18 protein-coding genes, 7 tRNA genes and 1 pseudogene are annotated in these 25,048 nt (G+C 54.8%); 6 read left to right on the top strand and 20 right to left on the bottom strand.

The window, feature by feature from the left end; translation table 11 throughout:
• The 5 genes from tilS to PG062_RS09420 form a co-directional block, all read right to left on the bottom strand.
• Positions 1-1,458: a tRNA lysidine(34) synthetase TilS gene (tilS, locus tag PG062_RS09440; RefSeq protein ID WP_270752100.1), complete on the bottom strand. Its 1,458-nt coding sequence runs from the start codon at positions 1,456-1,458 to the stop codon at positions 1-3.
• Positions 1,445-2,839 carry a replicative DNA helicase gene (gene dnaB / locus PG062_RS09435; RefSeq protein WP_114000557.1) on the bottom strand — a complete coding sequence of 465 codons (1,395 nt, stop codon included), beginning with the start codon at positions 2,837-2,839 and terminating at the stop codon, positions 1,445-1,447. Before dnaB ends, tilS begins: the two co-directional genes overlap by 14 nt.
• Before the next feature lie 54 nt (positions 2,840-2,893).
• Complete coding sequence (gene rplI, locus PG062_RS09430) at positions 2,894-3,346, bottom strand: 50S ribosomal protein L9 (protein WP_114000558.1); 453 nt, start codon at positions 3,344-3,346, stop codon at positions 2,894-2,896.
• 77 nt (positions 3,347-3,423) lie between these two features.
• Complete coding sequence (locus PG062_RS09425) at positions 3,424-5,406, bottom strand: GGDEF domain-containing protein (protein WP_270752099.1); 1,983 nt, start codon at positions 5,404-5,406, stop codon at positions 3,424-3,426.
• A gap of 55 nt (positions 5,407-5,461) precedes the next feature.
• Positions 5,462-7,438 carry a ribonuclease J gene (locus tag PG062_RS09420; RefSeq protein ID WP_270752098.1) on the bottom strand — a complete coding sequence of 659 codons (1,977 nt, stop codon included), beginning with the start codon at positions 7,436-7,438 and terminating at the stop codon, positions 5,462-5,464.
• Positions 7,439-7,868: 430 nt separating this feature from the next.
• Here PG062_RS09420 and rnhA point away from each other — a divergent pair, with 430 nt between their 5' ends.
• Positions 7,869-8,330, top strand: coding sequence for a ribonuclease HI (rnhA, locus tag PG062_RS09415; RefSeq protein WP_114000560.1), 462 nt, complete (start codon positions 7,869-7,871; stop codon positions 8,328-8,330).
• Positions 8,331-8,362: 32 nt separating this feature from the next.
• Positions 8,363-8,860 carry an adenine nucleotide alpha hydrolase family protein gene (locus tag PG062_RS09410; RefSeq protein ID WP_270752097.1) on the top strand — a complete coding sequence of 166 codons (498 nt, stop codon included), beginning with the start codon at positions 8,363-8,365 and terminating at the stop codon, positions 8,858-8,860.
• A gap of 479 nt (positions 8,861-9,339) precedes the next feature.
• Here PG062_RS09410 and PG062_RS09405 read toward each other — a convergent pair whose 3' ends face one another.
• From PG062_RS09405 to PG062_RS09360, 10 genes are all read right to left on the bottom strand, one after another.
• The gene (locus PG062_RS09405; RefSeq protein ID WP_270752096.1) at positions 9,340-9,732 is read right to left on the bottom strand and encodes a hypothetical protein; all 393 of its coding nucleotides are present in this window, start codon (positions 9,730-9,732) and stop codon (positions 9,340-9,342) included.
• A gap of 26 nt (positions 9,733-9,758) precedes the next feature.
• Complete coding sequence (locus PG062_RS09400; RefSeq protein WP_114000563.1) at positions 9,759-11,030, bottom strand: diaminopimelate decarboxylase; 1,272 nt, start codon at positions 11,028-11,030, stop codon at positions 9,759-9,761.
• A gap of 300 nt (positions 11,031-11,330) precedes the next feature.
• On the bottom strand, positions 11,331-12,710 hold the full coding sequence (locus PG062_RS09395; protein ID WP_114000564.1) for an MATE family efflux transporter: 1,380 nt from the start codon (positions 12,708-12,710) through the stop codon (positions 11,331-11,333).
• 252 nt (positions 12,711-12,962) lie between these two features.
• Positions 12,963-13,038 (bottom strand) — tRNA-Trp (locus PG062_RS09390).
• 43 nt (positions 13,039-13,081) lie between these two features.
• Positions 13,082-13,157: transfer RNA gene (locus PG062_RS09385), tRNA-Thr, on the bottom strand.
• A gap of 3 nt (positions 13,158-13,160) precedes the next feature.
• Positions 13,161-13,237, bottom strand: a tRNA-Asp gene (locus tag PG062_RS09380).
• A 233-nt stretch (positions 13,238-13,470) separates the two neighbouring features.
• Complete coding sequence (locus PG062_RS09375; protein ID WP_270752095.1) at positions 13,471-13,845, bottom strand: GNAT family N-acetyltransferase; 375 nt, start codon at positions 13,843-13,845, stop codon at positions 13,471-13,473.
• A 172-nt stretch (positions 13,846-14,017) separates the two neighbouring features.
• A tRNA-Trp gene (locus PG062_RS09370) sits at positions 14,018-14,093 on the bottom strand.
• 43 nt (positions 14,094-14,136) lie between these two features.
• Positions 14,137-14,212 (bottom strand) — tRNA-Thr (locus tag PG062_RS09365).
• Between the two features lie 3 nt (positions 14,213-14,215).
• Positions 14,216-14,292, bottom strand: a tRNA-Asp gene (locus PG062_RS09360).
• A 343-nt stretch (positions 14,293-14,635) separates the two neighbouring features.
• Here PG062_RS09360 and PG062_RS09355 point away from each other — a divergent pair.
• On the top strand, positions 14,636-15,430 hold the full coding sequence (locus PG062_RS09355) for a DUF975 family protein (protein ID WP_270752094.1): 795 nt from the start codon (positions 14,636-14,638) through the stop codon (positions 15,428-15,430).
• 94 nt (positions 15,431-15,524) lie between these two features.
• On the opposite strand, the gene PG062_RS09350 is transcribed toward PG062_RS09355, so the two are convergent.
• On the bottom strand, positions 15,525-16,745 hold the full coding sequence (locus PG062_RS09350; RefSeq protein ID WP_270752093.1) for a cation:proton antiporter: 1,221 nt from the start codon (positions 16,743-16,745) through the stop codon (positions 15,525-15,527).
• 37 nt (positions 16,746-16,782) lie between these two features.
• Between PG062_RS09350 and PG062_RS09345 the strand changes: the two genes are divergently transcribed.
• The 3 genes and pseudogenes from PG062_RS09345 to PG062_RS09335 all read left to right on the top strand — a co-directional run.
• Positions 16,783-17,121: a hypothetical protein gene (locus PG062_RS09345; protein ID WP_270752092.1), complete on the top strand. Its 339-nt coding sequence runs from the start codon at positions 16,783-16,785 to the stop codon at positions 17,119-17,121.
• A 64-nt stretch (positions 17,122-17,185) separates the two neighbouring features.
• Positions 17,186-17,277 (top strand) — tRNA-Ser (locus PG062_RS09340).
• A gap of 108 nt (positions 17,278-17,385) precedes the next feature.
• Positions 17,386-17,511: pseudogene (locus tag PG062_RS09335) on the top strand (type II toxin-antitoxin system Phd/YefM family antitoxin); the annotation flags it as partial.
• A 440-nt stretch (positions 17,512-17,951) separates the two neighbouring features.
• Here the strand turns inward: PG062_RS09335 and rnr are convergent.
• The 4 genes from rnr to PG062_RS09315 all read right to left on the bottom strand — a co-directional run bounded on the left by rnr (position 17,952) and on the right by PG062_RS09315 (position 24,989).
• Positions 17,952-20,072 carry a ribonuclease R gene (rnr, locus tag PG062_RS09330; protein ID WP_270752091.1) on the bottom strand — a complete coding sequence of 707 codons (2,121 nt, stop codon included), beginning with the start codon at positions 20,070-20,072 and terminating at the stop codon, positions 17,952-17,954.
• Between the two features lie 256 nt (positions 20,073-20,328).
• Complete coding sequence (gene secG / locus PG062_RS09325; protein WP_113999956.1) at positions 20,329-20,574, bottom strand: preprotein translocase subunit SecG; 246 nt, start codon at positions 20,572-20,574, stop codon at positions 20,329-20,331.
• A gap of 156 nt (positions 20,575-20,730) precedes the next feature.
• Positions 20,731-22,989 carry a DNA gyrase subunit A gene (locus PG062_RS09320; protein WP_270752090.1) on the bottom strand — a complete coding sequence of 753 codons (2,259 nt, stop codon included), beginning with the start codon at positions 22,987-22,989 and terminating at the stop codon, positions 20,731-20,733.
• 20 nt (positions 22,990-23,009) lie between these two features.
• Positions 23,010-24,989 carry a DNA gyrase/topoisomerase IV subunit B gene (locus PG062_RS09315; RefSeq protein ID WP_113999954.1) on the bottom strand — a complete coding sequence of 660 codons (1,980 nt, stop codon included), beginning with the start codon at positions 24,987-24,989 and terminating at the stop codon, positions 23,010-23,012.
• Positions 24,990-25,048 lie beyond the last annotated feature (59 nt).

Below are 25,048 nucleotides of genomic sequence, written 5' to 3'. Positions count from 1 at the left end.
TCATGCATGATCTGTTCCTCCAATATTATGATCTTGTTCCTGCTCCGGAGCTGCAGGCTGGCGGCTTTGCCGAATCAACAGGATCTGCTTTGTCCCATCATCCGGGGACAAACCGTCCGCAAAGCCTGCCCCCCACAGCCAAAGCACCTGGCTACCGCAGGCCAGCAGCGGCATCAGCGTCCGTTCAGCCACAGGAACTTTTGCCTCATTCAGATATTTTTTGAGCGTTTTGCCAACGTGACGTCCCGCCGGGCGGAACGTATCGCCGGGTTGGCGGGTCCTCACAAAAATATTCTTATTTATTTTAGCATAATCTGCACAATAGGTGTAGTCTTTTTTCAAAAATGATGGATTTTTCAAAAAAACTTCATAATTTAGTTGTTGAATCTCCAGCTCATAGCCCCCTGGCAGGCAGTAAACGCCGGTTTTTAGCAGCTGGTGCGGCGCGGGAATGGCTTCCGGCTGCATTTTTAGCACTGAGCGGCAGTACAAAATGCCGTTTGCCGCGGTCCAGCAGGCATCCGGCGTCAGCTGTACCGCACCGTTGCCCTGCCGAACAATGGCCGCAAGAGCCTGCACATATTTTTCTTCAGGGTCACGCGCGCGGGCTGCCAGCATGCGCAGGGCAGCAGCCAGCACCGGGGCATCTGCCGCGGCAAGAATCGGGATGCTGTACCCGCCCCCGCAGGCAGCCTGCGCCAGCAGTTTTTCGGCCAGGTTTTCCAGCCAGATGTTCAGCTCCTGCAGCTGGTTGCACAGCCGCCCCACGGCCCGCTCTGCCGCCGGATTGATGGTTTGCAGCGCCGGAACAGCATAATGGCGGATACGGTTGCGGGCATAGGCATCGCTGAAATTGCTTTCGTCCTGAACATAGTGTTGCCCAAGGGCGGCGCAGTATGCCGTGGTATCGCTCCTTGTCAGGCACAAAAATGGACGGCGGTACACGCCCCGTACCGCCGGAATACCCGCCATGCCGTGCAGGCCGGTACCGCGCGCCATGCGGAACAACACCGTTTCCGCCTGGTCAGATAACGTATGCGCTGTGGCAATGCAGGCATGCTGCTGTGCGGCCAGCGCATCAAACCAGGTATAGCGCAGGCTGCGCGCCCAGTTCTCGCTGGGGTTTGGGGGAATCTGCACCCCGCTGGCAGCGGCATCGTACAAAAAGAACGGCACATGATGCGTGCGGCAGAACTCCGCCACAAAGCGGGCATCCGCATGGGCAGCTTCGCCCCGGATTCCGTGGTCCACATGGGCCGCCATGACGGTGATGCCAAGTTCCGCTTTGCAGCGCAGCAGAAAACAGAGCAGCGCCATCGAATCCGCCCCGCCGGAGCAGGCAACGATGACACGGTCCCCCAACCGAAACAAACCCTGCCGGCGGCAATAGGCCAGCAAGGTTTGTTCCATCGTGTTTACCGGGTTTTGCAATGAATTGTCTGCGTCAGTACTGTTCATGGATCTCGTCCAGATTGCTGAACCGGGTATGGGCGCCATCCCAGCCAAGGCGGACCACACTGGTTTCGCCATGGCGGTTTTTGGCCACGATACATTCGGCTTCGTTTTCGTTCGCCTGTTCGGTTTCGCCGTTCTGGGAATTGTAATAGGCAGCGCGGTACAGGAAGAGCACCACGTCCGCATCCTGTTCGATAGAGCCGGAATCACGCAGGTCTGAAAGCTGGGGGCGGTGGTCCGAGCGGCCCGCTGTTTTTTCGGCAGCACGGGAAAGCTGGGACAGCGCAATGACAGGAACGTTCAGTTCCTTGGCCATAATTTTCAGGTTCCGGGTGATATCGCTGATTTCCTGCACGCGGCTTTCGGTGCGCTTGGCGGACTGCATCAACTGCAAATAGTCGATGATGACCAGACCGATCTTATCCCGTTTGGGGTCCTGGTTGATCTGGCGGATTTTTGCCTTGATTTCCGGCACCGAAATACCGGAGGAATCATCCATGTAAATGGGAACGTTATACAACAGTGACGTTGCATTGGCAAAGTCGTTCCAGTCGGAGTTGTTCAGGCGGCCGGTGCGGAATGCCTGGCTGTCAATGCCTGCGGTGCTGGAAAGGATGCGGTCGGTCAGCTGTTCGCAGGTCATTTCCAAGCTGAAAATGACGGTCGGTATCTTTTGCAGGCGGGCCACATTGGTAGCAATGTTCAGCGCAAAACTGGTTTTGCCCATACCGGGGCGGGCCGCCAGAATAATCAGGTCCGAACGGCCAAGGCCGGTCAGGATATTATCCAGATAGTTGAAGCCTGTGGGGATACCGGCAAATTTATCGCGGTCCGCACCGGACAGCTTTTGCATGGTATCAATAACTTCCAGGATAGACTCCTGAATGGTTTTAACGCCGGAGCGGTCCTGGCCGTTGCGGATATCGTACAGCTTTTGCTCGGCGCTTTCCAGCAGCAGGTCAGAATCGGATTCCTCGCTGGACTGCTGCAGGATATCGCGGGCTGCTTCAATCAGACGGCGGGTTTGATATTTTTCCTTGACGATCTTGATGTAAGAATCGACGTTGGAAATTGCCGGGACGGTTTCCGCAATGCGGGTAATGTACACTTTGGCATCATCTGCGCCCTTGAACACACCGTTCTGAGCCAGAGAGTCCACCAGAGTGATAACGTCCACCGCTTCGCTTTCGCTGAACAGGCGGCGCATTTCCTCATAGACGGCCCGGTTCTGCTCCGAATAGAACATATCGGGGTCCATCTCGGTGATCAGGCGGTTCAGGATGGTTTCATCCATCAGCGCTGCGCCAAGCACGCTTTGTTCCGCCTGCATGTTATACGGCAGCTGAATGCCCAGGCTGGACAAGCTTAATTCATTGTTTGCCATTCAGGCACCTCCCTGCCGTTTTTGTTGGAATGTAATTACAAGACCCCCTGCCAATTACAGCGGAGCCTCCTCGACCTTGACCTTGAACGCGGCCACAACACCCACATGCAGGCGGACTTTGGCATCATAACTGCCAAACTCCTTGATGCTGGCGGGCATTTCGATTTTTTTCTTGTCGATTTCGGTGCCGGTCAGCTTGTACAACTGTTCGGCAACTTCCTTTGCGGTCACTTTGCCGTGCAGCTTGCCGGAAGCGCCCCCCTTGACCTTGACAGAAACGATCTGGCCCTTGATCTTGGCAGCCAGTTCTTCAGCAGCAGCCTTAGCTTCGGCTTCATGGTGGGCTTTGGCTTCGCTCTTGGTGCGGGCGGTGTTCACAGCGTCAGCATCGGCCACTGCAGCCAGACCGCGCGGGAACAGGAAGTTGCGGGCGTAACCGTCCGACACTTCATGGATTTCATCCTTTTTACCAATGCTCTTGACATCCTGTTTGAGAATAACTTTCATCGTGGTGGTTCCCCTCTCTATGTAGTAATTGATATAATTTTCTGCCATTGGCAGGGATTCGCTGATAATTTAATTTGTTAAACTGCACCCACCAGTTCTTCCTGGCATTCCTGGTTGGCGCGGTATTCGTCGATCTGCGCGCGGATGCGGGCTTCGGCTTCCTTTACGGTACAATCACGCAGCTGGGCACCGGCCATCGTCAGGTGGCCGCCGCCGCCCAAGGGCTCCAGAATGACCTGTACGTTCAGCGCACCCATGCTGCGGGCGGAGATGTTGACGCCGCCGTTTTTGGCGATTGCCACAAAGCTGGCATCCACGCCGTTGATGGTCAGCAGGTCATTGGCTGCCATGGGCAGAACCACACTCATGGCGGGGTCAAGCTCATCCGAAGTGGCGATAGCGCAGCCTTTGTAGAGGTAAGCGCCCTCCACAATAGCGGCGCGGGCTTCGTATTCTTCTTTGGAAATATTGAACAGGCTCTTGGTCGCGGCGGTTTCGGCCCCGCGGCTGCGCAGCCAGGCGGCAGCCTCAAAGGTACGCACGCCGACATGCAGCGCAAAACTGCGGGTATCCAGCATGATGCCAGACAGCAGCGCCTGGGCTTCCAACTGAGTGATGTTGTTTTGGGCGGGCATGAATTGCAGCAGTTCACACACCAGCTCGCTGGCGCTGGAAGCAAAGGGTTCATGATACAAAAGGATCGGGTTATCAATATGCCCCACCGCCATGCGGTGGTGGTCGATAACAACCACGCGGCTGCATTTTTCGTAAATCTTTTGGTCTTCCAGCAGGCGCTTTTGGTATGTATCGGTTACGATCAGCAGGGTTTTGGGGGTGATAAGCTTATAGGTTTCTTCCGGTTCAATAAAGTTGTGGTCCTCCCCTGCCTTGTTGAACACATCCAGCAGCTGGCCCGCCAGCGTTGCCTTGCTGCGCACCGCGATGACCGAAGGCACATCGCACATTTTGCACATGCGCAGCAAACCGATGGCGGAGCCGATGGCATCCAAATCGCTCTGGCGGTGGCCCATGATAATGACGCTGTCGCTCTGGCGGATCTGGTCTGCCAGGGCGTTGGCAATGATGCGGCTGCGCACATGGCTGCGCTTTTCGACACCATGGGAAATGCCGCCGAAGAACTCAAAGCCATCGACTGTTTTCACGGCAGCCTGGTCGCCGCCGCGGCCCAAGGCAATATCAATGCTTTCGCGGGCCATCTCCTGGCATTCCTGCATAGTAGCGCCGCCATGGCCTACGCCGATGGAAAGGGTAAGCATTCCGCCGGGGTGCAACGCACGCACTTTATCCAGAATATCAAAGCGTTCTTCCATCATCCAGCGGATATCCCGCTCTTCCACCACCGCAATATAGCGGCTGTTGGACACCTTGCGCAGGAAACCGGTCGTGCGGCCGATGTATTCTTCCAGCAGGGTGTTGATGGCCTCCAGCTCGTGCGCCTGCTCGGAGTCTTTCATATCGTTGAACAGCTCGTCATAGCTGTCCACCCCAATAATCAGGTAAGCCGGGCGGCTGGCAGTGTATTCATCCAGCGTGTTTTTGTAGAACGTATCGTTGACCAAAAACAGCAATGTGCCCGTTTTGCTGCTGCGGCTGGTTGTGGCGTAGGCCGTGTAGCGGTTTTCGTCAATGGTCAGGTCCTGGCCGTGGGCGCGGGCGCAGACGGAAAGGTCAATGCCGGTCATCAGACGGTCCGGTGCAGCCAGCAGGGCATCCTGCCCCGCCAGGATCTGCTCCCGGAAGGCCGGATTATACCACACCACGGAACCTTCGGTAATCAGGGCAGTGGGGATGGAAAAATCCGCCAGCGAATACTGGGTCTTACTGCCCTCAAAGTTGGTTCCGCACAGCATATCGGCCACAAAGCGCCGCAGCCGGCGGATGCCAAGCACCGCCACCACCAACGCAAACACTACAAGCAGCGCCGGTGCCAGCAGCCAGCGCGGGTTGCTGAACGCCAGCGGCACAGCCAGCGCGATGCACGCAACGAGCAGCAAAAAGATAATGACAAAGATATCACGTCTCAGCTTGTTTTTCATCATCGTTCCTCGGTGCCTGCAATGTGGGGCAGGCGGTCACGGTCAGATATGGTTTGGATCAAACTTCCATCAGAATGGGCAGAATCATAGGGCTGCGCTTGGTTTTGCGGTAGATATAGCTGGAAAGCGCCTCCCGCACGCGGGATTTCACGCTGGCCCAGTCGTGCATGTTATCCGCCATACTGCGGTCAAGGGCCATTTCAACCTGCACGCGGGCACCGTCCATCAGCTCCTCGCTTTCCCGCACATAGACAAAGCCGCGGGAAACCAGGTCCGGGCCGGAAAGCAGCTGGCCGGTGCTGCCATCCACAGCTGCGGTAACGATGATGATACCGTCCTCCGACAGGTGGTGGCGGTCACGCAGGACCACATTGCCCACATCGCCCACGCCATAGCCATCCACCATCACGGCACCGGCGGGCACAGTGCCCTCCACTGCCATGCCATCGCGGGAAAGGCGGATGTTCTGGCCATTTTCAGCAATATAAATATTCTGCTTGGGGATATAGCCCAGGTGCTCCGCCGTTTCGGCGTGGCGCTTGAGCTGCTTGAACTCGCCGTGAACCGGCAGGAAATACTGCGGGTGGGCAAGGGTCAGCATCAGCTTCTGCTCTTCCTGACAGGCGTGGCCGGAAACATGGGTATCGTACATGTTTTCGTAAATGACCTCTGCGCCCAGGGCCAGAAGGCCGTTGACCACCTTGGTCACGGTCTTTTCGTTGCCGGGGATGGGGCGGGCCGAGATAATGATAAAGTCAGTGGGGCCGACCTTGACGGTACGGTGGCTGGCCTGCGCCATACGGGACAGAGCGGACAGCGGTTCGCCCTGGCTGCCGGTGGTGATAAGGACAACCTTTTCCGGCGGGTATTTGTTGATCTCCTCGATATCGATCAGCACATTATCCGGCGCATGCAGATACCCCAGCTCCCGCGCCATTTCGGTGTTGGAAACCATGCTGCGGCCATTGACGGCCACCTTGCGGCCATACTCAATGGCCAGGTCAATGATCTGCTGGATGCGGTAGATGTTGGAAGCAAAGGTTGCCACGATAATGCGGCGGTTTTTGGCGCGGGCAAACAGGCTGCGCACCCCTTCGGCCACAGTCTGCTCGGTTGCCGTAAAGCCGGGGCGCTCCGCGTTGGTAGAATCCGCCAGCAAAGCCAGCACGCCGCGGCGGCCATACTCCGCAATGGTGGAAAGGTCGGTAACGGCATCGCCGGAAAGCGGCGTGTAGTCGATCTTGAAGTCGCCGGTATGCAGCACGATGCCCGCCGGGCAGTCAATGGCAAACGCCAGAGAATCCGGGATGGAGTGGTTGACATGGATGGGCTCCACCGTAAAGCAGCCAAGGCGCACTTTCTGGCGGGGACGGATCTCATGGAACTCTGCACTGGAGGCAAGACCGTGCTCCTCCAGCTTGTTTTTGATCAGGCCAATGGTCAAACGTGCAGTGTAAATGGGCACGTTGAACTTTTTGAGCAGATACGGCAGGCTGCCGATATGGTCTTCGTGGCCATGGGTAATGAACAGGCCCTTGATGCGGTCCTTATTTTCCAATACATAGGTGAAATCCGGAATGACAAGGTCCACACCGAACATATCGGAATCCGGGAACACCAGGCCGCAGTCCACCAGGATCATATCGCCCTGGCATTCATACAGGGTGATGTTTTTGCCAACTTCGCCCAGGCCGCCCAGCGGGCAGATGTGCATGGGAACAGCCGGGGTGGAAGCATCATAATAATGCTGCTTATAGCTGCGGCGCTGCGGGCTGCGGGGGCGCTGCACCGGGGCCGGAGCTGCTGCATTCACCGCATTGCTCGCTGCAGCCTGCTGGGGCTGCGGGGCACGGCGGCGCTGCGGCTTGCGGTGCTGGGGCTGTGGTTTTTCCTCCGCTGCCTGCAGGGCGCTGGCCGCGGGGGCAGGCGCACCGGGTTTGCGGTTCTGGTTATTATTATTTGCGCGCGGGGCACGGCGGGTGTAATTGCTGCGGCCCTGCTGGCGGGGGCGTTTTTCGTTGTTGTGATCTTCCATTGCATAACCTCCATATTGTATTCGGCCAGGGTTGGCGGTTACACACACGGTAAGCACCGTACCCCGGACGTGATGTTTTGTCGCATGTAAAATTTGTACGGCACTGTGCCGATTTACTGAATCACGGTTTGGACGCGAAGAGTTCAGCCGAAAGGCTGCAACCGGGTCCTGAATCAAACTACGACATTGCAATTAAATCTATTATAAGGCGCAGCGGGGGCATTGTCAAATAGTATGCCGGACGCATTTATGGACAAATTACACAAAAGCTTGCAGGGCTGGGCAAAATCGCGTATAATTATTTTTATAGTAAAGCGGCAGGGTTCCGGGCATTGCGGCTGGCCGATAAGGTACAGCGAAAAGCAAAGAAAAGGATGCCATCTTCCGGCACGCCCTGATTCCAGTATTGCCGCAGCAAAACGAGGGTAACATGAAACACATCGAAATTTATACCGACGGTGCCTGCAGCGGCAACCCCGGCCCCGGCGGTTGGGGCGCGATCCTGCGCTTCCGTACCGGAGAAAAGGTGTATGAGAAAGAGATTTCCGGCGGCGAGGCCGGAACCACCAACAACCGCATGGAGCTGACCGGCCTGCTGGAAGCCCTGCGCCAGCTGAAAGAGCCCTGTGACATTGACCTGTACAGCGACAGCCAGTATGTGATCAACGGGCTGGAAAAGGGCTGGGCCAAGGGCTGGCGCAAGCGCGGCTGGAAAAAGGCAGACAAATCCCCCGCCTTGAACCCCGACCTTTGGGCACCGCTGCTGGAAGAAAGCGAGAAGCATGTGATCCACTACCACTGGCTGAAAGGCCACGCAGGCCACCCCGAAAACGAGCGTTGCGACCGCTTGGCCGTGGAGCAAAGCAAAAAATACGGCGGAAAGCAGGCCTGACGCACTGCGCACCGCTGATACAGGAGGATATTATGGACGGAGCACTGGGTTTTAATACATTTGAAAAGCAGGATAAGGTTCTAGTTGGGCTGAACGGCGGCATGGACGCTGCCGTTACTGTGCGCATTTTGCAGGAGCAGGGCTTTGCCGTACAGGCCGCACTGGTGCATTTTGCCGGGATGGCCGACGATGCCGTGGAGACCGCGCAGAACGCCGCCAAGGCGCTGGATGTAACCCTGCACGTGATTGAAGCAGCGGACACTGCCGCGGACGAACTGCTGAAGTTCCAGCTGCTGATGCAGACGGCTGATAAGCTCGACTGCCGTTTTATCTCCACCGGCCATTATGCCCGCGTGGAGCAAGACGCCGATGAGTGCCGCCTGTGCGCCCCAGAGCACGCAGAGTGCGACCAGACCGCCCTGCTGGAAGTTCTGCCACAGGAAATTCTGGCACGGCTGATCCTGCCGCTGGGTGAATTCGACAAGGAATCCGTGCAGGAAATTGCGCAGGATATCGGCTGCGCGGAATAAATTGCCGCAAACGAACGCAGATGTTTGGATAGAAATGCAGAGCTGCGGATTCCAATGGTTCAGAGATTATGAAAAAGGCATGTGCTTGAATGATAGCACATGCCTTTTTGTTTTAGGCAATACCGCATAATTCTAAGTGCCGATACGGCGAGCGAGGTGCGGCAGCTGCTAAGCCAAAAGCGCAGATAATACTGGATGCTGCAAAGGTGAGCGCCGCCAGTGGCGGAAACAGCGAACCGAAGCAGGGGCAGCGGTCGCAGAGTGCGAGGGGCTTTTGCCCCCGAAGCACGATGCGGGTACCGCAACCCGACATTATCGAGCATTTTGGCAACGCAGATGCCGTGCCGCAGCCGCCGGAGCGGTGCTTGAGCCGTTAGGCGGGAATTGTGCGGTATTGCCTTTACTATTCTTTTGTTCTCTGTTCTTTATGAGATGAGCGTCTGAGAAAAGCAACGGAAATCAAGTGACCCAAAGCCATCTTATTTCTTTTTGTTTTTCTTTTCCTGGCGCTCCTGCTCTTTGATCAGGCGCTTGCGCTTCTGCTTTTCGGTTTCCACGCGGGGCCAGGGGTTCCAGGTGCCCTCGTTTTCGTGCATCCAGTGGGCAAAGGGATACAAAAGGATGGCCAAACCGCCCAGCAGAATCAGCAGGTAGATGGCGGTGGACAGATCGACCGCCATATCCAGCGCGCCAAGGGCCGCCATCAAAAAGCCGGCATACATGGCGAACTGCCCATTATAGCGGACATAGCGGTTCCAGTTTTCTTCTTTTATGGCGTCCCGCCCCTGGTCCCCCCAGATGCGGGGATTTTTGGTAACGGCATAACCGTAATACGCCAGCACAAGGCCAACAACAAGCATAAACTGGAACATAGCGTCTCCTCACTTTGGGCTGTATATTACAGGCCCATTTTTTTGTAAAATGGGGTAAAATCAAAGGTGGCAAAATAGTCTGCCGGGGTCTCGGCGCGGCGGATCAGTTGGTGGGAGCCATCCTCGCACAGCAGCACTTCGGCGCTGCGCAGCTTGCCGTTGTAGTTATATCCCATCGAGAAGCCATGGGCACCGGTATCGTGGATGACCAGCACATCGCCCATATCGATCTTGGGCAGCATACGGTCAATGGCAAACTTATCATTGTTCTCGCACAGACCGCCGACCACATCGTATTTATGGTCGCAGGGGGCGTTCTCTTTGCCCAGCACGGTGATGTGGTGGTAGGAACCGTACATGGCCGGGCGCATCAGGTTGGCAGCGCAGGCATCCAGGCCGATATACTCTTTATAAATGTGCTTTTCGTGGATGGCTGTGGCAACCAGGCAGCCATACGGAGCCAGCATAAAGCGCCCCATCTCGGTAAAGATGGCAACGTCGCCCATACCGGCGGGCACCAGGATCTCCTCAAACTTTTTGCGGACGCCCTCGCCAATGGCCAGGATATCATTGGAGCGCTGCTCCGGCTTGTAGGCAACGCCGACGCCGCCGGACAGGTTGATGAACTTGATGTGTGCACCGGTCTTTTGGTGCAGACGCACAGCCAGGTTGAACAGGATACCGGCCAGTTCCGGGTAATAATCATCGGTAACGGTATTGCTGGCCAGGAAAGCATGGATGCCGAAGTTCTTTGCACCCAGTGCCATCAGGCGGGTATAAGCTTCGGTCATCTGCTCTTCGGACATGCCGTACTTGGAATCGCCGGGGTTATCCATGATGCCATTGCCCAGGTCAAAGGTTCCGCCGGGGTTAAAGCGGCAGCAGATCGTTTCGGGGATACCTGCCACATTCTTGAGGAAATCCACATGGGTCAGGTCGTCCAGGTTAATGTAAGCGCCCAGGTCATACGCCTTCTTCATGTCCTGCACCGGCGTTTCGTTGGAGGAGAACATGATATCGCTGCCGCTGAAGCCACAGGCTTCGCTCAGCAGCAGTTCGGTGTAGCTGGAGCAGTCCACGCCGCAGCCTTCCTCTTTCAGGATGCGCAGCAGGTACGGGTTGGGGGTTGCCTTAACGGCAAAATACTCCTTAAAACCTTTGTTCCATGCAAAAGCTTTGTTGACAAGGCGTGCATTGGCGCGGATGCCTTTTTCGTCATAAAGATGGAACGGGGTAGGCACATCGGCAATAATTTCCTGTGCCTGCTCAAGGGTGATGAACGGTTTCTTTTCCGGCATAATAATACTTCCTTCCCTCTTGTTGCGCGGCGCGGCACTTCCCCTGCCCTTTTTTGCACATACAGGGCGTATGCGGCCCGCTGGGGCGTACCGTAAAGCAAACGTGGTGAAAATATTCCACCCGCTTGTTTGCTTATTCGATACGCTCTGACCCTCTATGAATAAATATACAGTTATTATATTGCTTTTGCCGCCGCAGGGCAAGAGCTTTTTGAAAAAATGCCGGAATGGTGCAAAAATGCCCCGCATACCGCAGGGCATGCAGGGCAAAAGCATGGATCGTGATAAAAATTCAGGGGGTCAATCCCCTACCGCGCTGTGCCGCATGGCAAGGTGGCCGGCAAGCAGGCGGTTTTCCAGGTGTTTGACCGTCCACAGGTAAGCCGGGTACAGGAACAGGCAGGCCGCCACCCAGGCTACCGGGTTGGACAGCTCTGCGCCAAAATAGCCCAGCACCGGAATCAGCACCAGGGCGATAACGGTACGCGCCACCATTTCGGCCACACCGGCCATCATGGCAAGTGTGGAATAGCCCAGCCCCTGAATGGTATAGCGCCATACGATGAGCGCGCCGAGCGGGATAAAGAACAGACTGTTCCAGAACATATAATCCCGCGCCATCGCCACGATCTCAACCTCGGTCTTGGTATCCAGGAAGAGGCCGATGATCACGACATCGCCAAAGTGCAGGGCAATAAAAGCAAGGACGGAATAAGCAACCACCATAATGTAGGAGCTTTTTACACCGCTGCGCACACGGTCCAGCCGGGCCGCGCCAAGGTTCTGGCCCGCATAGGTTGCCATAGCGGTGCCGATGCTTTCCAACGCACAGGAGAGCAGATTTTGGGTTTTGCCCGCAGCCGTAATGGCGGCAACCACAGAGCTGCCCAGCCCGTTGACGGCCCACTGCATTATAACGCCGCCCACGGCCGTGATGGTACACTGCAGGCCCATGGGCAGGCCCATAGCAGACAGGCGGCGGCAGGTAGAGCGGCTGTATTTCCATTCATCCCGCGTCATATGCAGGATCTTGAACTTTTTGATCAAATAGATCAGGCTGATCACGCCGGAGATTGCCTGCGAAACATCGGTTGCCACAGCGGCACCCAAAACACCCATATTAAAGTTGATGATGAGCACCAGATCCAGCACAATGTTGACAGCGCTGGTCAGCACCAGGAAGTAAAGCGGGGTTTTGCTGTCGCCCAAAGCGCGCATGATGGCCGAAACCATATTATAGAGAAAAACAAAGGGAATTCCCGCAAAGATCCAGCCAATGTAGGTGCTGGCACCATCAATAATGTCCGCCGGGGTCTGCATCAGCTCCATAATGGGGCGAGTCAGCGCCACCGTGACAACGGTAAGCACAACACCCCAGGCAATGCACAGCCAGGTTGCATTGGCCACATGGCGGCGCAGGTCGCTGTCATCATGGGCACCAAACAGCTGTGCGATGGGGATAGCAAAGCCGTTGCACATGCCAATAACAAAACCCAGGATCAGATAGTTGACCGAGCCGGTAGCGCCAACTGCCGCCAGCGCATTGACACCGACAAAACGGCCCACAATGATGGTATCTGCCAGGCTGTAAAACTGCTGGAACAGGTTGCCCAGCATCAGCGGCAGGGTGAACAACAGGATGATTTTGAACGGATTTCCGCTCGTTAAATCTTTGGTCATATGCATTCCCTCAACAAGATCATTTTTCCACACAAAACAACGCGCAAAAGTAAAAAATAGGGTGGTTGGCACCCTGTTTTGCTCAAGCGCGGAGTTAATTATACTATAACAAAACAAAAAATCAAGTGGGCTGCAAAGAAAAATATATTCCCCCAAAGCAGCGGCTGAATTGTATGCTTTTACAGCGCCACTGGAGCTCACGCCGAACAGCCAACAAGAAAAGCCGCACACCCGAAGATGTACGGCTTACCTTGGCAGGGGTAGAAGGATTCGAACCCTCGGCACGCGGTTTTGGAGACCGCTGCTCTACCAACTGAGCTATGCCCCTATGTAAAAAGCCCACAGTAGCTAACGTGCTGTGGGCTTTGCTATGGAGCTGTTAGGCAGATTCGAACTGCCGACCTCATCCTTACCAAGGATGCGCTCTACCGACTGAGCTATAACAGCATGTGGCGACCCGGATCAGGCTCGAACTGACGACCTCTAGCGTGACAGGCTAGCGTTCTAACCAACTGAACTACCGGGCCAAGCCCTTTCGCGCTTTGCATCAGGCGTTACCTGACCGCTGCAACATGATTGATTATACTGGATTATACCCCAACTGTCAAGCACTTTTTTGATTTTTTTGCCATTTTTCTTGTGTTTTGCGCATCAGCGTCAATAAAGTTTTGGGCGGGTGCTCTTGTGCTTTCCTCTGCTGACCACGGCTATGCCGCAGCGTTAATTTGCAGTTGCTCTTTCCCGACTACAACATTTTTTGTTACAGCGTTTTGGAAAAAAGCTGGTCAACAGAGCCGTAAATCGTTTTATAATCTCCGACTTTGGTAAAGCTATATTTTTCATACAGCCCCACTTCCCCGCTCATGAGATAATTCGCTGAAAAGCCCTGTTCCTTCGCCACGTTGCAGGCCGCGTTCACCATTTGTTCAGACAGCCGGTTCCCCCTGTATTTTTCGGCAACAAACAAAAAACCTATCAAAGGCCCACAACCATATTCTCTTGGCATTTCATCCCGATTGGTAAATGTGCAGAAAGCCGCCGCGTCATCATCGCGCAAGGCCACAAGAGCTCTTTCGTTATTTTCAAAATCGTTTGGCTCCATCTTCTCTGCCCCAAAAATGCTGCTGCTTTCCATGGGCAGCCTGCTGCAAAAGCGATGGTCCCATCCCACAGTTCATGGCCGGGTGCCATTACGATAATTTTCTCCAACTTATTCTCCTTGAAACCCTTCGGATTTCAACGAATCGAACCGCAAACAAAAAGCACAGCAGTTTTTCGATACATCTGTATCACAACTGCTGTGCTTTTGGCAGGGGTAGAAGGATTCGAACCCTCGGCACGCGGTTTTGGAGACCGCTGCTCTACCAACTGAGCTATGCCCCTATGTAAAAAGCCCACAGTAGCTAACGTGCTGTGGGCTTTGCTATGGAGCTGTTAGGCAGATTCGAACTGCCGACCTCATCCTTACCAAGGATGCGCTCTACCGACTGAGCTATAACAGCATGTGGCGACCCGGATCAGGCTCGAACTGACGACCTCTAGCGTGACAGGCTAGCGTTCTAACCAACTGAACTACCGGGCCAAACCCTTCGCGCTTTGCATCAGGCTACCGCCTGACCGCCGCGACGCATATTATTATAGCAATCAGGGCGGCCTGTGTCAAGCATATTTTCAAAAAAAATCCAAAAATCTTTTTGCTCTTTTTCTTTTGTCAAAATCGTCCGTTATGCGTTATTTTTATTTCCTTGCTGTCTTAAAAGAACTCTATTGTACAAAAAATATCCTCTGTTCTTTTCAAGTTCACAGTTCTATGTTATACTGACTAACAAACAGCGTTCCCTTTGTTCGTATCGCCATTTCTGCTGTTGCGCAGGCGGCACGGCAAAAGGATCCGCTTGCAACCCACAAAACAGGAGGTACAAATTATGTGGACCCGTTCCCTTTTGAAGTCCAACGCCAAACAGGCGTTGCAAGAGCGGTACTGGCGCAGCGTGGGACTGTGCCTACTTCTTTCCCTGTTGGGCATTGGCTATTCTTTCCCCCGCCTTACGGCGCAATACCGCGTAACGTCTTCCCAACTGAACGGTATGATGAGCGGCCCGGCGTGGCAGGGCAACGCCGGCGGTGGATACACCAGCGGCAATGAGGAGTATCTTTTGCAGGCATTGGCCCCCTTTGCCGGGGTGGTGATTATCGTAATGTTGATCGCTGCCGCAATCAGCCTATGCTGGGCAGCGTTCCTCATCAACCCGCTGACAGTCGGCCGCAACCGCTATTTTATGGAAAGCCGCCAGTCGGCAACACCGTTCAGCACCGTCACTTCGATCTTCCGCACCCCGTATCTGAATGTTGTTAAAGTTATGCTGCTGACCAACCTGAAAATTGCGCTGGGTTCCCTTTTGATCATTCCCGGCATTTACTGGTCTTATTGCTACATGCAGGTCGGCTACCTGATGGCCGAAAACCCCTACCTGACCACCTGCCGCGCCATGGAGCTGAGCAAGCAGATGATGGACGGTGAAAAGTGGAGCACCTTTGTGCTCCAGCTTTCCTTTATTGGCTGGTACTTGTTGTGCAGCATTACCTTTGGCATTGGTTTCATCTTCCTGGAGCCTTATGTACAGGCCACTTTCGCAGAGCTTTACGCTGCGCTGCGCGCCAAGGCGCTTGCCAACGGATACACCAATGAGTATGAACTGGGCGGCTTCGTGCGCCACTGATTATAAACAATAAAACAATAAAAAACAAATCCGGACTGTGGATCATTTCCACAGCCCGGATTTGTTTACTTGTGCAATTTTGACGGTATATAACTCAAGCTTTGCCTGATTCATTCACAGCCACTGCGCTGGGGTGATCCTTAGAAGGATGCTTGGCAAACAGCGTCTTCAGAGCAAGTGGAGTGGCAACAGAAGATACGATGATCAGCAGAATAACAGCGGTAAAGTAGACAGCGTCCACCATGCCGACTGCAAGGCCCTTTTGTGCCACAATCAAAGCAACCTCGCCGCGGGTCATCATGCCAACGCCAACCTTGAGGGAATCTGCCCAGTTGAACTTGCAGATCTTTGCTGCAAGACCGCAGCCAATGATCTTGGTGATAAGTGCCACAATGACAAAGCAGACACAGAACAGCAGGATATCGGGAGTCAAGCCGCTGATATCGGTTTTGAGGCCGATGGAAGCAAAGAACACCGGAGCAAACATCATATAGTTGCTGATTTCGACACGGCGCTCCACATAGGGTGCATCATGAATGTTGCACAGCACGATACCAGCAATGTAAGCACCGGTAATATCGGCAATGCCAAAGTACTGCTCTGCAATGTAAGCCATGGCAAAGCAGAAGCCAAGGCTGGCAATGGTAATGCGCTGGGTGTGGGGGTTACGGTTATCCAGCCAGGTCATGGCCTTGTACAGCACAAAACCGACAATGACCGCCACCACAAAGAACAGCACCGTGTTGATCAACACCTGGCCGATGCTGGTACCGCCTTCTTCGCCGCTGCCGGCCCCCAGAACGCAGGTAAGCACCACAATGCCGATAACGTCATCAATCACGGCTGCGCTGACGATGGTGGTGCCCAGGAAGCCTTTCAGCTGGCCAAGCTCCTGCAGGGTTGCCACCGTGATGGAAACGCTGGTTGCCGTCATAATGGTGCCGATGAACAATGCTTTATAAAATTCCGGACTGCCGATAGCACCCAGACCATAGAACGCACCATACAGCAGCGTACCGCCCACCAAGGGAACAAAAACACCCACGCAGGCAACCAGAGTTGCAATGGGGCCGGCTTTCATCAACTGCTTCAGGTTGGTGCCAAGGCCGGTGGAGAACATCAGCAAAATAACGCCGATTTCCGCAAAGACCGAGATGGTATCGCTGAGCTGAACAACCCCCAGCAAAGAGGGGCCAATCAGCAAACCGGCGATGATCTCGCCCACCACTTGGGGTGCCTTGAGTTTGCGGGCAATCAGGCCAAAAAACTTAGCCGCAATCAATATGATTGCAAGATCCCGGAAGAATAGATACATAATGATAGAGCCTCCTTTTCAGCACGGCATAGCTGATATGGCTTTTTGGTTCATACAGTGGTACTTGCCATCCGCCCAGCCTCCCCAGCCAAAAGGTGCCGGAGCCGTGTTCCCTTATGTTTTACCACGCTGTTCATATTTTTTCAAGAGCTTTGTCACAGAAATGTCAATTTTCATCTGTATGCACAAATGTCTTGCACAAACGGGGCGTTTGCGGGGCAGTTCATGCCATATTGTGGTTGCGGCAAAAAGGGCATGTGCTTGTACCCTCCTTTGGATTTCAGATCATTTTTACAAAAAACTTCTTCCATATGTTCTTTTTTTCTTTTTTAAAATTTATTTGAAAAAAATTGATTTTTTTCAAAATATTGCTTGACAATCCCAGATGTGCTTGCTATAATATAACACGTCGTCAGGTGAGGCGATACAGCAGAATAGATGGAAAGATGGCTGAGCTGGTCTAAGGCGCACGACTGGAAATCGTGTAGGGCCCATAAAGCCCTCAAGGGTTCGAATCCCTTTCTTTCCGCCACAAAAAAGCTACATTCAATTTGGATGTAGCTTTTTTGTTTTACAATTTTACATGTTATCAGTGCGGCCCTTTTTGTGGCATAATAAAGCCACGAAAGGAGCTGAGCTTATGCCCGAAATTATCCCAATTCGTGATCTGAAAAATACCAATGCGATTTCGCAGCGCTGCCACAAAACGCAGGAACCCATCTTTGTGACAAAAAGCGGTTATGGGGATATGGTTATCATGAGCATAAGGGCTCCTCGGATGTTGTCCGGGGAGTTTTTATTTATATCGTCTCGTGTATTTTCCTTGGCACATTGCTGATTATATCGACTATTCTAATAACAGCAGAATTCAAGCTAAAACAAAATGGATGCCTCCCTCCACATTCAGAGAAGCATCCATGATGGATTCTTAATTATTCGATTTTTATCCGTGTCCAGAAAACCGGGTACATATCAGTACGGGACGGCAGCTTTGCTTTTATTGGTTTGCTCTTTTTATAAAAAACTATGGGCAATACCGCATAATTCTAAGTGCCGATACGGCGAGCGAGGTGCGGCAGCTGCTAAGCCAAAAGCGCAGATAATACTTTGTGTATTATCGAGCATTTTGGCAACGCAGATGCCGTGCCGCAGCCGCCGGAGCGGTGCTTAAGCCGTAAGGCGGGAATTATGCGGTGTTGCCTATGATTACAGCGGCATATAGTCAAAATCAATGCGGCCAAGGGCAACGTTGGCACCGGCCACCTGCACTTTGACGGGGTCGCCCAGCATCCAGCGTTTTCCGGTCAGCGGGTCCAGAATGCTGACACCCTCCACCACAGTGGCTTCGCCCTTGCAGAGCTGTGCGGCAGGCACAAAGCCCTCTACGGTGTTTTCCAGCGCCACAAAAATGCCGCGCGGTGTTACACCTGCCACGGTGCCGGTGTAGACTTCGCCCAGGTGGTTGTGCATATACTCGGCCTTGTACAGGTCCTCCACATCGCGCTCAATGCGCACGGCGGAAACTTCCTGGCGGCTGGACTGCTCGCTGGCGTGGGTGGCAAAACCGGTATAATCCTTGATGAGCTCCTGCTCCGGCTTGCCCACCAGCATATCCGTCAGGATGCGATGGATGGCAAGGTCCGGGTAACGGCGAATGGGGCTGGTAAAGTGGGCATAGTCTGCCAGCACCAGGCCGTAATGGCCTTTCGGCTCCGGAGAGTAGCGAGCTTTCTGCATGCTGCGCAGGATACCGGTGTGGACCGGGATCTGGATGGGCTGGCCGCGGGTTTCGTCCAGAATGGCAGAAAGCTCCAGCTGGGTGGGCACTTCCCCGGCAAAGTGGACGTTCAGGCCGCAGGCTTTCAGGGTGTTGCTCAGCTTTTCCATGCGCTCGGCATCGGGGGCTTCATGGATACGGTACACAAACGGCACGTGATGGGTGCGGCCCGCATTGGCAGCGCACTGGTTGGCCAGCAGCATGAACTCTTCGATCATGCACTCCGACACACCGCGGGTGCGCTTGACGATATCCACGCAGCGGCCTTCCTCGTCCATGACCAACTTGGCTTCGTCGGATTCGATGTCCATCGCGCCGCGTGCTTTGCGCAGAGCCAGGCGCTTTTCGTACAGCTCGGTCATCGCGGGCAGCTGAGCCATAACATCTTTATATTTCGTCACCAGAGCCGGGTCATTGGAGCCGTCCAACAGAGCGTTAATTTCTTTATAAACGCCCTTGACACGGCTGCGGATGACGCTCTTGACGAACTGATAACTATGGATATTGCCGCTTTCATCCAGCTGCATCAGGCAGGAGAACGCCAGGCGCTCCTCCCCTTCATTGAGGCTGCAGATGCCGTTGGAAAGCTGGGTGGGCAGCATGGGGATGACTTTATCCGCGTAATAGATGGAAGTTGCGCGCTCATAAGCTTCCTTATCCAGCGCGGTGTCCGGGCGGACATAGTGGCTGACATCCGCAATATGAACGCCCAGCTCATAGCCGCCGTTCTGGGTCTTCATCAGGCTGATGGCGTCGTCGATATCCTTGGTCTCGGCAGAGTCGATGGTAAAGATCGGCAGACCACGCAGGTCGGCGCGGTGGGCAGCTTCGGCGGGGTCGATGAGAGCGTTATCATATGCGTGAGCTTCGGCCAATACCTCCTCCGGGAATTCCTGGCGGACATCACGGCCATACAGCACAGCCTTGGCGCACTCTGCTGCGCGGTCGGAAGTGCCGAAGCGCTCGGCAACAGCGCAGCGATGGTCCATATGGCGCTGGCCGCGGTTGGTCAGGATAGCACCGACCTTATCCCCCAGCTGTGCGCCGTTGACGCCTTTTTTATCCAGCACAATGCGCACATCACGGCAGCCGTCCGGCTCCACGGCAAGGCGGCCGTCCTCAGTCAGCACAATGGTACCGGCAAAGGTGTTGTGCGGGGTGGTCACCTCCACCACTTCACCCTCGGCGCTGCCCTCCACACGGGGGTGGTCGAACAGTTTGATGATAATTTTATCCTGCGGCATAGCACCATGCAGGGCGCGGCCGGGAATAAAGATATCGCCGGTGCCGTCATCGCGGGACGCAAAGCCGAAGCGGGCCGCCAGCTTGACCAGTGTGCAGGGAATGCCAGCGGGGGCATCGGTATTTTCCATCACGGCAAAGCCCGGAACATAGGTACCGTTGCGGGCGGACAGCATACCGGTAGCTACCATGCCGGTTACGGTGTTGCGCAGGCGGGAATTATCCACCTGCAAAGCATTCTGCAGTTCACGCAAGGTCTGGGGGCGGTGCTTGCACGCCGCAAGAATATTTTTCTGTAATGGTGTCATGTTTTCTCCTTTGGGTTGGGCACAGGCAGCGGCCCATGCCTTTGTTTTTACTCCTCGTTTACGTCACCCTGCCACCCGGCAGGATCCTTCCATAGCAGGCGCGGCCTTTGGTTTCGCGGCAGCACCTGCACCATTGTGACCTTTTTATTTTTCCCATAAAAAACGACCCGCGGTATTGGGCGGGTCGTTGACGGTTCCTGAATAAGGGAAAGCGGAACGCCAACAAAATTGGCCAGACCGTTCTCCTTTCATTCAATTACAAGCGGGCACTCAGCACACCAACCAGCAGCGTAGCTACAAAGAAAACAGCGCCGCAGATTTTGGTCACTTTGGCCAGCTTGGCATCCAGGCCACGCTCGCGGCCGGCAGCCATAAAGCTGCTATCACCCATAATGGCAGCAGACAGGCCCTGCCCTTTCTGGGTCTGGGACAAAGTGAACACAACGATCAGAACCGAAACAATGATCAGCACAACGCCGAACGCGATTTCATAAGCGGTCATGGATTAACAGCAACTCCTTTTCAGGCCACAGCCAAAACGGATGTTTCGGCCTGCCCTAACTCTCATACAGGTTATAATATAACATACCAAAAAGCAAAATGCAAGAACTTTACCCTGCCTTGTGCAGAAAAAGATTGCATTGCCTTTTTTTGCTCCTTACAGACTCATCTGCTCGGTCGTGTCCTCCTGGCGGAGCAGCGCGCCGGCTGCGGGCAGAGTGCGCACGCGGTAGCGGTGCGGGTCTTTCAGTTCCAGCCCCGCCGCCAGGCGCACTTTGGCGATTCGGGCGTTCTTTTTCAGCGTTACCATGTTGATACCGGCGGTATCGCGGGTAGCCTTTTCGGGAATCAGCGCACTGCCGACCAGGATCAAGCGTGGGCCACCGGTGCCGCCGCTGGTGAAGACGGCCAGCTCGGTTTCTTCCTCAATGTGCAGCATTGCGGCAAGTTCTTCCTTATCGCTATAGGCTTTCAGCAGCTTGCGGCGGTTCTGCTTGGTCATATAGCTGGCCAGCGGGATCTTTGCACACTTGCCGTTCTGGTAGAAGAACAGCATATAACCACGGTAATCGACTGTGACCGTCATGAACAGCGGCACTTCGCCCTCTTCCATTTCCAGCTTGGAAGCGACATAATCACCCAGCACGCTGGCCTTGGTATCGGCAAATTCCGATGCGCGGGATTTGTACACCTGAGCATGGTTGGTAAAGAAGAGCAGCTCGGCGCTGTTGGTGGTCTCTTTGGTATAAACCACCTCGTCGCCGTCTTTCAGCTTCTGCTCGCCAGACATGCGCAGGCTCTGCGGGGTAATTTTTTTGAAGTAGCCTTCCCGCGTAAAGAACACCGTGACCGGGTAATCCGGGATCTCGTTCTGCTCATCGGCAGCAGAATCGTCCGGCAGGTCGTACAGAATTTCCGTTTTGCGGGGGCTGCCATACTTTTTGGCAACATCGCCCAGCTCGGTCATAATGATCTTGCGGATGCGGGCGGGGCGTTTGAGAACATCTTCCAAGTCTGCGATCGCCTTTTCCAGTTCCTCAATTTCCTCGGTGCGTTTGAGGATATACTCACGGTTGAGGTGGCGCAGCTTGATTTCCGCCACATACTCAGCCTGCACTTCGTCAATGCCAAAACCGATCATCAAGTTGGGCACAACCTCGGATTCTTCCGCAGTGTTGCGCACAATTTCAATTGCCTTATCAATATCCAGCAGGATAGCTTCCAGGCCGCGCAGCAGGTGCAGACGCTTTTGCTTGCCCTGCAGATCATAGTAGGTGCGGCGGCGCACGCATTCGGAGCGGAATGCGATCCACTCCAACAAAATCTGGCGCACGCCCAACACGCGGGGCTGGCCGCCGATCAGCACATTGAAGTTGCAGGCAAAACTGTCCTCCAGCGGGGTTGCCTTGAACAGACGCGCCATCAGCTTGTCCGGGTCCTGGCCGCGCTTGAGGTCGATGGTCAGCTTCAAGCCGTTCAGGTCGGTTTCATCACGCATATCGCTGATCTCACGGATCTTGCCCAGTTTGACCAGCTCGGTGATCTTATCCATGATGGCTTCCACCGTTGTGGTCGGCGGAATGCGGGTGATGTCAATGCAGTTGTTCTCTTTATCGTAAGCCCACTGGGCGCGCACGCGGATGCTGCCGCGGCCTTTTTCCAGCACATTCTGCATCTCGGCGGCATCATACAGGATGGAACCGCCGCCGACAAAATCCGGCGCGGGCATCAGCTGGGCCAGGTCCGCCTGGTCGTCTTTCATCAGGGCGATGGTTGCATTGCAGAGCTCCACGAGGTTGAAGGAACAGATGTTGGACGCCATACCGACCGCAATGCCCAGTGTGTTGTTGGCCAGAATGGTCGGGAAGGTGACCGGCAGCATCGTCGGTTCGGTGGTTGTGCCGTCATAGTTGGGCACAAAATCCACGGTATCCTTGTCGATATCGCGGAACAGCTCTTCACACACGGGTTCCAGCTTTGCCTCGGTGTAACGAGCGGCGGCGTAAGCCATATCGCGGCTGTACGCCTTGCCAAAGTTACCCTTGGAGTCCACAAAGGGCACCAGCAGGCTTTCGTTGGAACGGCCCATACGCACCATGGTGTCGTAAATGGCGGCATCACCGTGGGGGTTCAGGTGCATGGTGCTGCCCACGATGTTGGCGCTTTTGGTGCGGGCGCCTTTCAGCAGGCCCATGCCGTACATGGTATACAGCAGTTTGCGGTGGGCGGGCTTGAAGCCGTCAATTTCCGGCAGCGCGCGGGAAACAATAACGCTCATGGCGTAAGGCATGTAGTTTGTTTCCAGCGTATCGGTAATGGGGCTTTCGATGACCTCACCGGCAGAGAGGATCTCGACGTTATCGCCCAGCTGCGGGCGGGCAGGGGCAGCTTTCTTTTTGGTTGCTTTTTTTGCCATTTTGCTCTCTCCTCCCCTGATTAAGATACATCCAGATCGTCCAGATATTCAGCGCCGTGCTCCGCAATGTGCTCCTTACGGCCCTGCAGATTATCGCCCAGGAGCAGGTCAAACACCTCCGCCGTGCGCTGAACATCGGTGGGCAGAACTTTAATTAAGCGGCGGCTTTCGGGGCTCATGGTGGTCAGCCACATCATTTCGGGGTCGTTTTCGCCCAGACCTTTGGATCGCTGGATCGTAAACTTCTGGCCATCGATCCGCTTCATGATATCGGCCTTTTCCGGCTCGGTATAGGCAAAGTAGGTCTTATTTTTGGTGTTGATCTCATACAGCGGGGATTCCGCGATATACACATACCCCTGATTGATGAGGGTGGGGGTCAGGCGGTAGAGCATCGTCAGCACCAAGGTGCGGATCTGATAACCGTCCACATCAGCATCGGTACAGATGACGATCTTGTTAAAGCGCAGGTTGTCCAGATTAAAGGTAGCCAGGTCCTTATTGTGGCTGCCGCCCAGCTCCACGCCGCAGCCCATCACGCGGATCAAGTCTGTGATAATGTCAGACTTGAAAATGCGGGCGTAATCGGCCTTCAGGCAGTTCAGGATCTTGCCGCGAATGGGCATGATAGCCTGGAACTCCGAATCGCGGCTCTGTTTGACCGCGCCCATAGCGGAATCGCCCTCCACGATGTACAGTTCGCGGCGGGTGGCATCCTTGGTGCGGCAGTCCACAAATTTCTGCACGCGGTTGGCCAGGTCCATCTGCTGGGTCATTGTTTTTTTGATGGACACACGCGCTTTTTCGGCGTGCTCGCGGCTTTGCTTATTGATTAGCACCTGCTTGCAGGCTTTTTCGGCTTCGTCCGGGTGCTCCACAAAGTAGACTTCCAGCTGGTGCTTGAGGAACTCCGTCATGGCCTGGGCCACAAACTTGTTGGTGATGGCCTTTTTGGTCTGGTTCTCGTAGCTGGTGCGGGTGGAGAAGCTGGAGGAAACCAGAATCAGGCAGTCCTGCACATCGTTGAATGTGATGGAGCTTTCGTTTTTCTTGTACAGACCCTTATTTTTCAGCCAGTTGTTGATCTGGTTGACAAAGGCCAGGCGGACAGCGCGGTCCGGGCTGCCGCCGTGCTCCAGCCACGAAGAGTTGTGATAGTATTCCAACGTTTGCACCGCGTTGGAAAAGCAGAACGCCACGTTCATTTTGACCTGATATTCCGGCTGATCATCACGGTCGCGGCCGATTGCGGAACCGGAGCAGAAATACACCGGGGTCAGGGTTCCCTCACCGGCGATCTCATTGGCATAGTCCTGAATGCCATGCTCATAGAAATATTCGATTTTTTCGGCACGTTCGCCCGTGCGGTCGTTGAACACGAGAGTCACACCGTCATTGACAACGGCCTGGCGGCGCAGCATATCCTTGAAGGTATCCGCCGGAACATTGATGTCGGTAAACACATCGGTGTCCGGTTTCCAGCGGATGACGGAGCCGGTGCGGCGGCCGGTGAACGGCTCTTTTTTCAGCCCGCCGACATTCTCACCTTTTTTGAAATCCAGGTGATAGTGCATGCCATCGCGGTAAATATCCGCAGTCATCCATTCGCTGGAATACTGGGTGGCGCAAAGGCCAAGGCCGTTCAGGCCAAGGGAGAAGTCATAGTTGCCGCTACCCTCGCCATATTTGCCTCCCGCGTACAGTTCGCAGAACACAAGATCCCAGTTCCAGCGTTCTTCAGCTTTATTGTAATCGACGGGGATACCGCGGCCAAAGTCCTCTACTTCCACAGAGTGATCCGGGTAAAGGGTAACGTTAATTTTGTTGCCGTGGCCGTCACGCGCTTCGTCGATGGAGTTGGATACGATCTCAAAAATGGAATGGGCACAGCCTTCCACACCGTCAGAGCCAAAGATAACGGCCGGGCGCTTGCGCACACGGTCTGCACCTTTTAAGCTCTTGATGCTTTCGTTGCCGTATTCTTCCTTCTTTTTTGCCATTCGGCAGTTCCCTCCCGTTTTGGATGCAGGGAATCACGCTGCTGCGTACCCCTGTGCGC

Source organism: Gemmiger qucibialis, assembly GCF_027689445.1.
GTDB lineage: Bacteria > Bacillota > Clostridia > Oscillospirales > Ruminococcaceae > Gemmiger > Gemmiger qucibialis.
The sequence above is the reverse complement of the archived record's forward strand: the minus strand, read 5'-3'. Positions and strand labels throughout refer to the sequence as shown.

Excerpts from the sequence above, each read along its gene's own strand:
- PG062_RS09355 (WP_270752094.1), top strand. The coding sequence starts at position 14,636 with ATGTGGACCCGTTCCCTTTTGAAGTCCAACGCCAAACAGGCGTTGCAA.
- PG062_RS09345 (WP_270752092.1), top strand. The coding sequence starts at position 16,783 with ATGGCTTTTTGGTTCATACAGTGGTACTTGCCATCCGCCCAGCCTCCC.
- PG062_RS09350 (WP_270752093.1), bottom strand. The coding sequence starts at position 16,745 with ATGTATCTATTCTTCCGGGATCTTGCAATCATATTGATTGCGGCTAAG.
- PG062_RS09315 (WP_113999954.1), bottom strand. The coding sequence starts at position 24,989 with ATGGCAAAAAAGAAGGAAGAATACGGCAACGAAAGCATCAAGAGCTTA.
- PG062_RS09425 (WP_270752099.1), bottom strand. The coding sequence starts at position 5,406 with ATGATGAAAAACAAGCTGAGACGTGATATCTTTGTCATTATCTTTTTG.
- rplI (WP_114000558.1), bottom strand. The coding sequence starts at position 3,346 with ATGAAAGTTATTCTCAAACAGGATGTCAAGAGCATTGGTAAAAAGGAT.
- tilS (WP_270752100.1), bottom strand. The coding sequence starts at position 1,458 with ATGAACAGTACTGACGCAGACAATTCATTGCAAAACCCGGTAAACACG.
- PG062_RS09405 (WP_270752096.1), bottom strand. The coding sequence starts at position 9,732 with ATGTTCCAGTTTATGCTTGTTGTTGGCCTTGTGCTGGCGTATTACGGT.
- rnr (WP_270752091.1), bottom strand. The coding sequence starts at position 20,072 with ATGACACCATTACAGAAAAATATTCTTGCGGCGTGCAAGCACCGCCCC.
- secG (WP_113999956.1), bottom strand. The coding sequence starts at position 20,574 with ATGACCGCTTATGAAATCGCGTTCGGCGTTGTGCTGATCATTGTTTCG.
- PG062_RS09395 (WP_114000564.1), bottom strand. The coding sequence starts at position 12,710 with ATGACCAAAGATTTAACGAGCGGAAATCCGTTCAAAATCATCCTGTTG.
- PG062_RS09400 (WP_114000563.1), bottom strand. The coding sequence starts at position 11,030 with ATGCCGGAAAAGAAACCGTTCATCACCCTTGAGCAGGCACAGGAAATT.
- rnhA (WP_114000560.1), top strand. The coding sequence starts at position 7,869 with ATGAAACACATCGAAATTTATACCGACGGTGCCTGCAGCGGCAACCCC.
- PG062_RS09410 (WP_270752097.1), top strand. The coding sequence starts at position 8,363 with ATGGACGGAGCACTGGGTTTTAATACATTTGAAAAGCAGGATAAGGTT.
- PG062_RS09320 (WP_270752090.1), bottom strand. The coding sequence starts at position 22,989 with ATGGCAAAAAAAGCAACCAAAAAGAAAGCTGCCCCTGCCCGCCCGCAG.
- dnaB (WP_114000557.1), bottom strand. The coding sequence starts at position 2,839 with ATGGCAAACAATGAATTAAGCTTGTCCAGCCTGGGCATTCAGCTGCCG.
- PG062_RS09375 (WP_270752095.1), bottom strand. The coding sequence starts at position 13,845 with ATGGAAAGCAGCAGCATTTTTGGGGCAGAGAAGATGGAGCCAAACGAT.
- PG062_RS09420 (WP_270752098.1), bottom strand. The coding sequence starts at position 7,438 with ATGGAAGATCACAACAACGAAAAACGCCCCCGCCAGCAGGGCCGCAGC.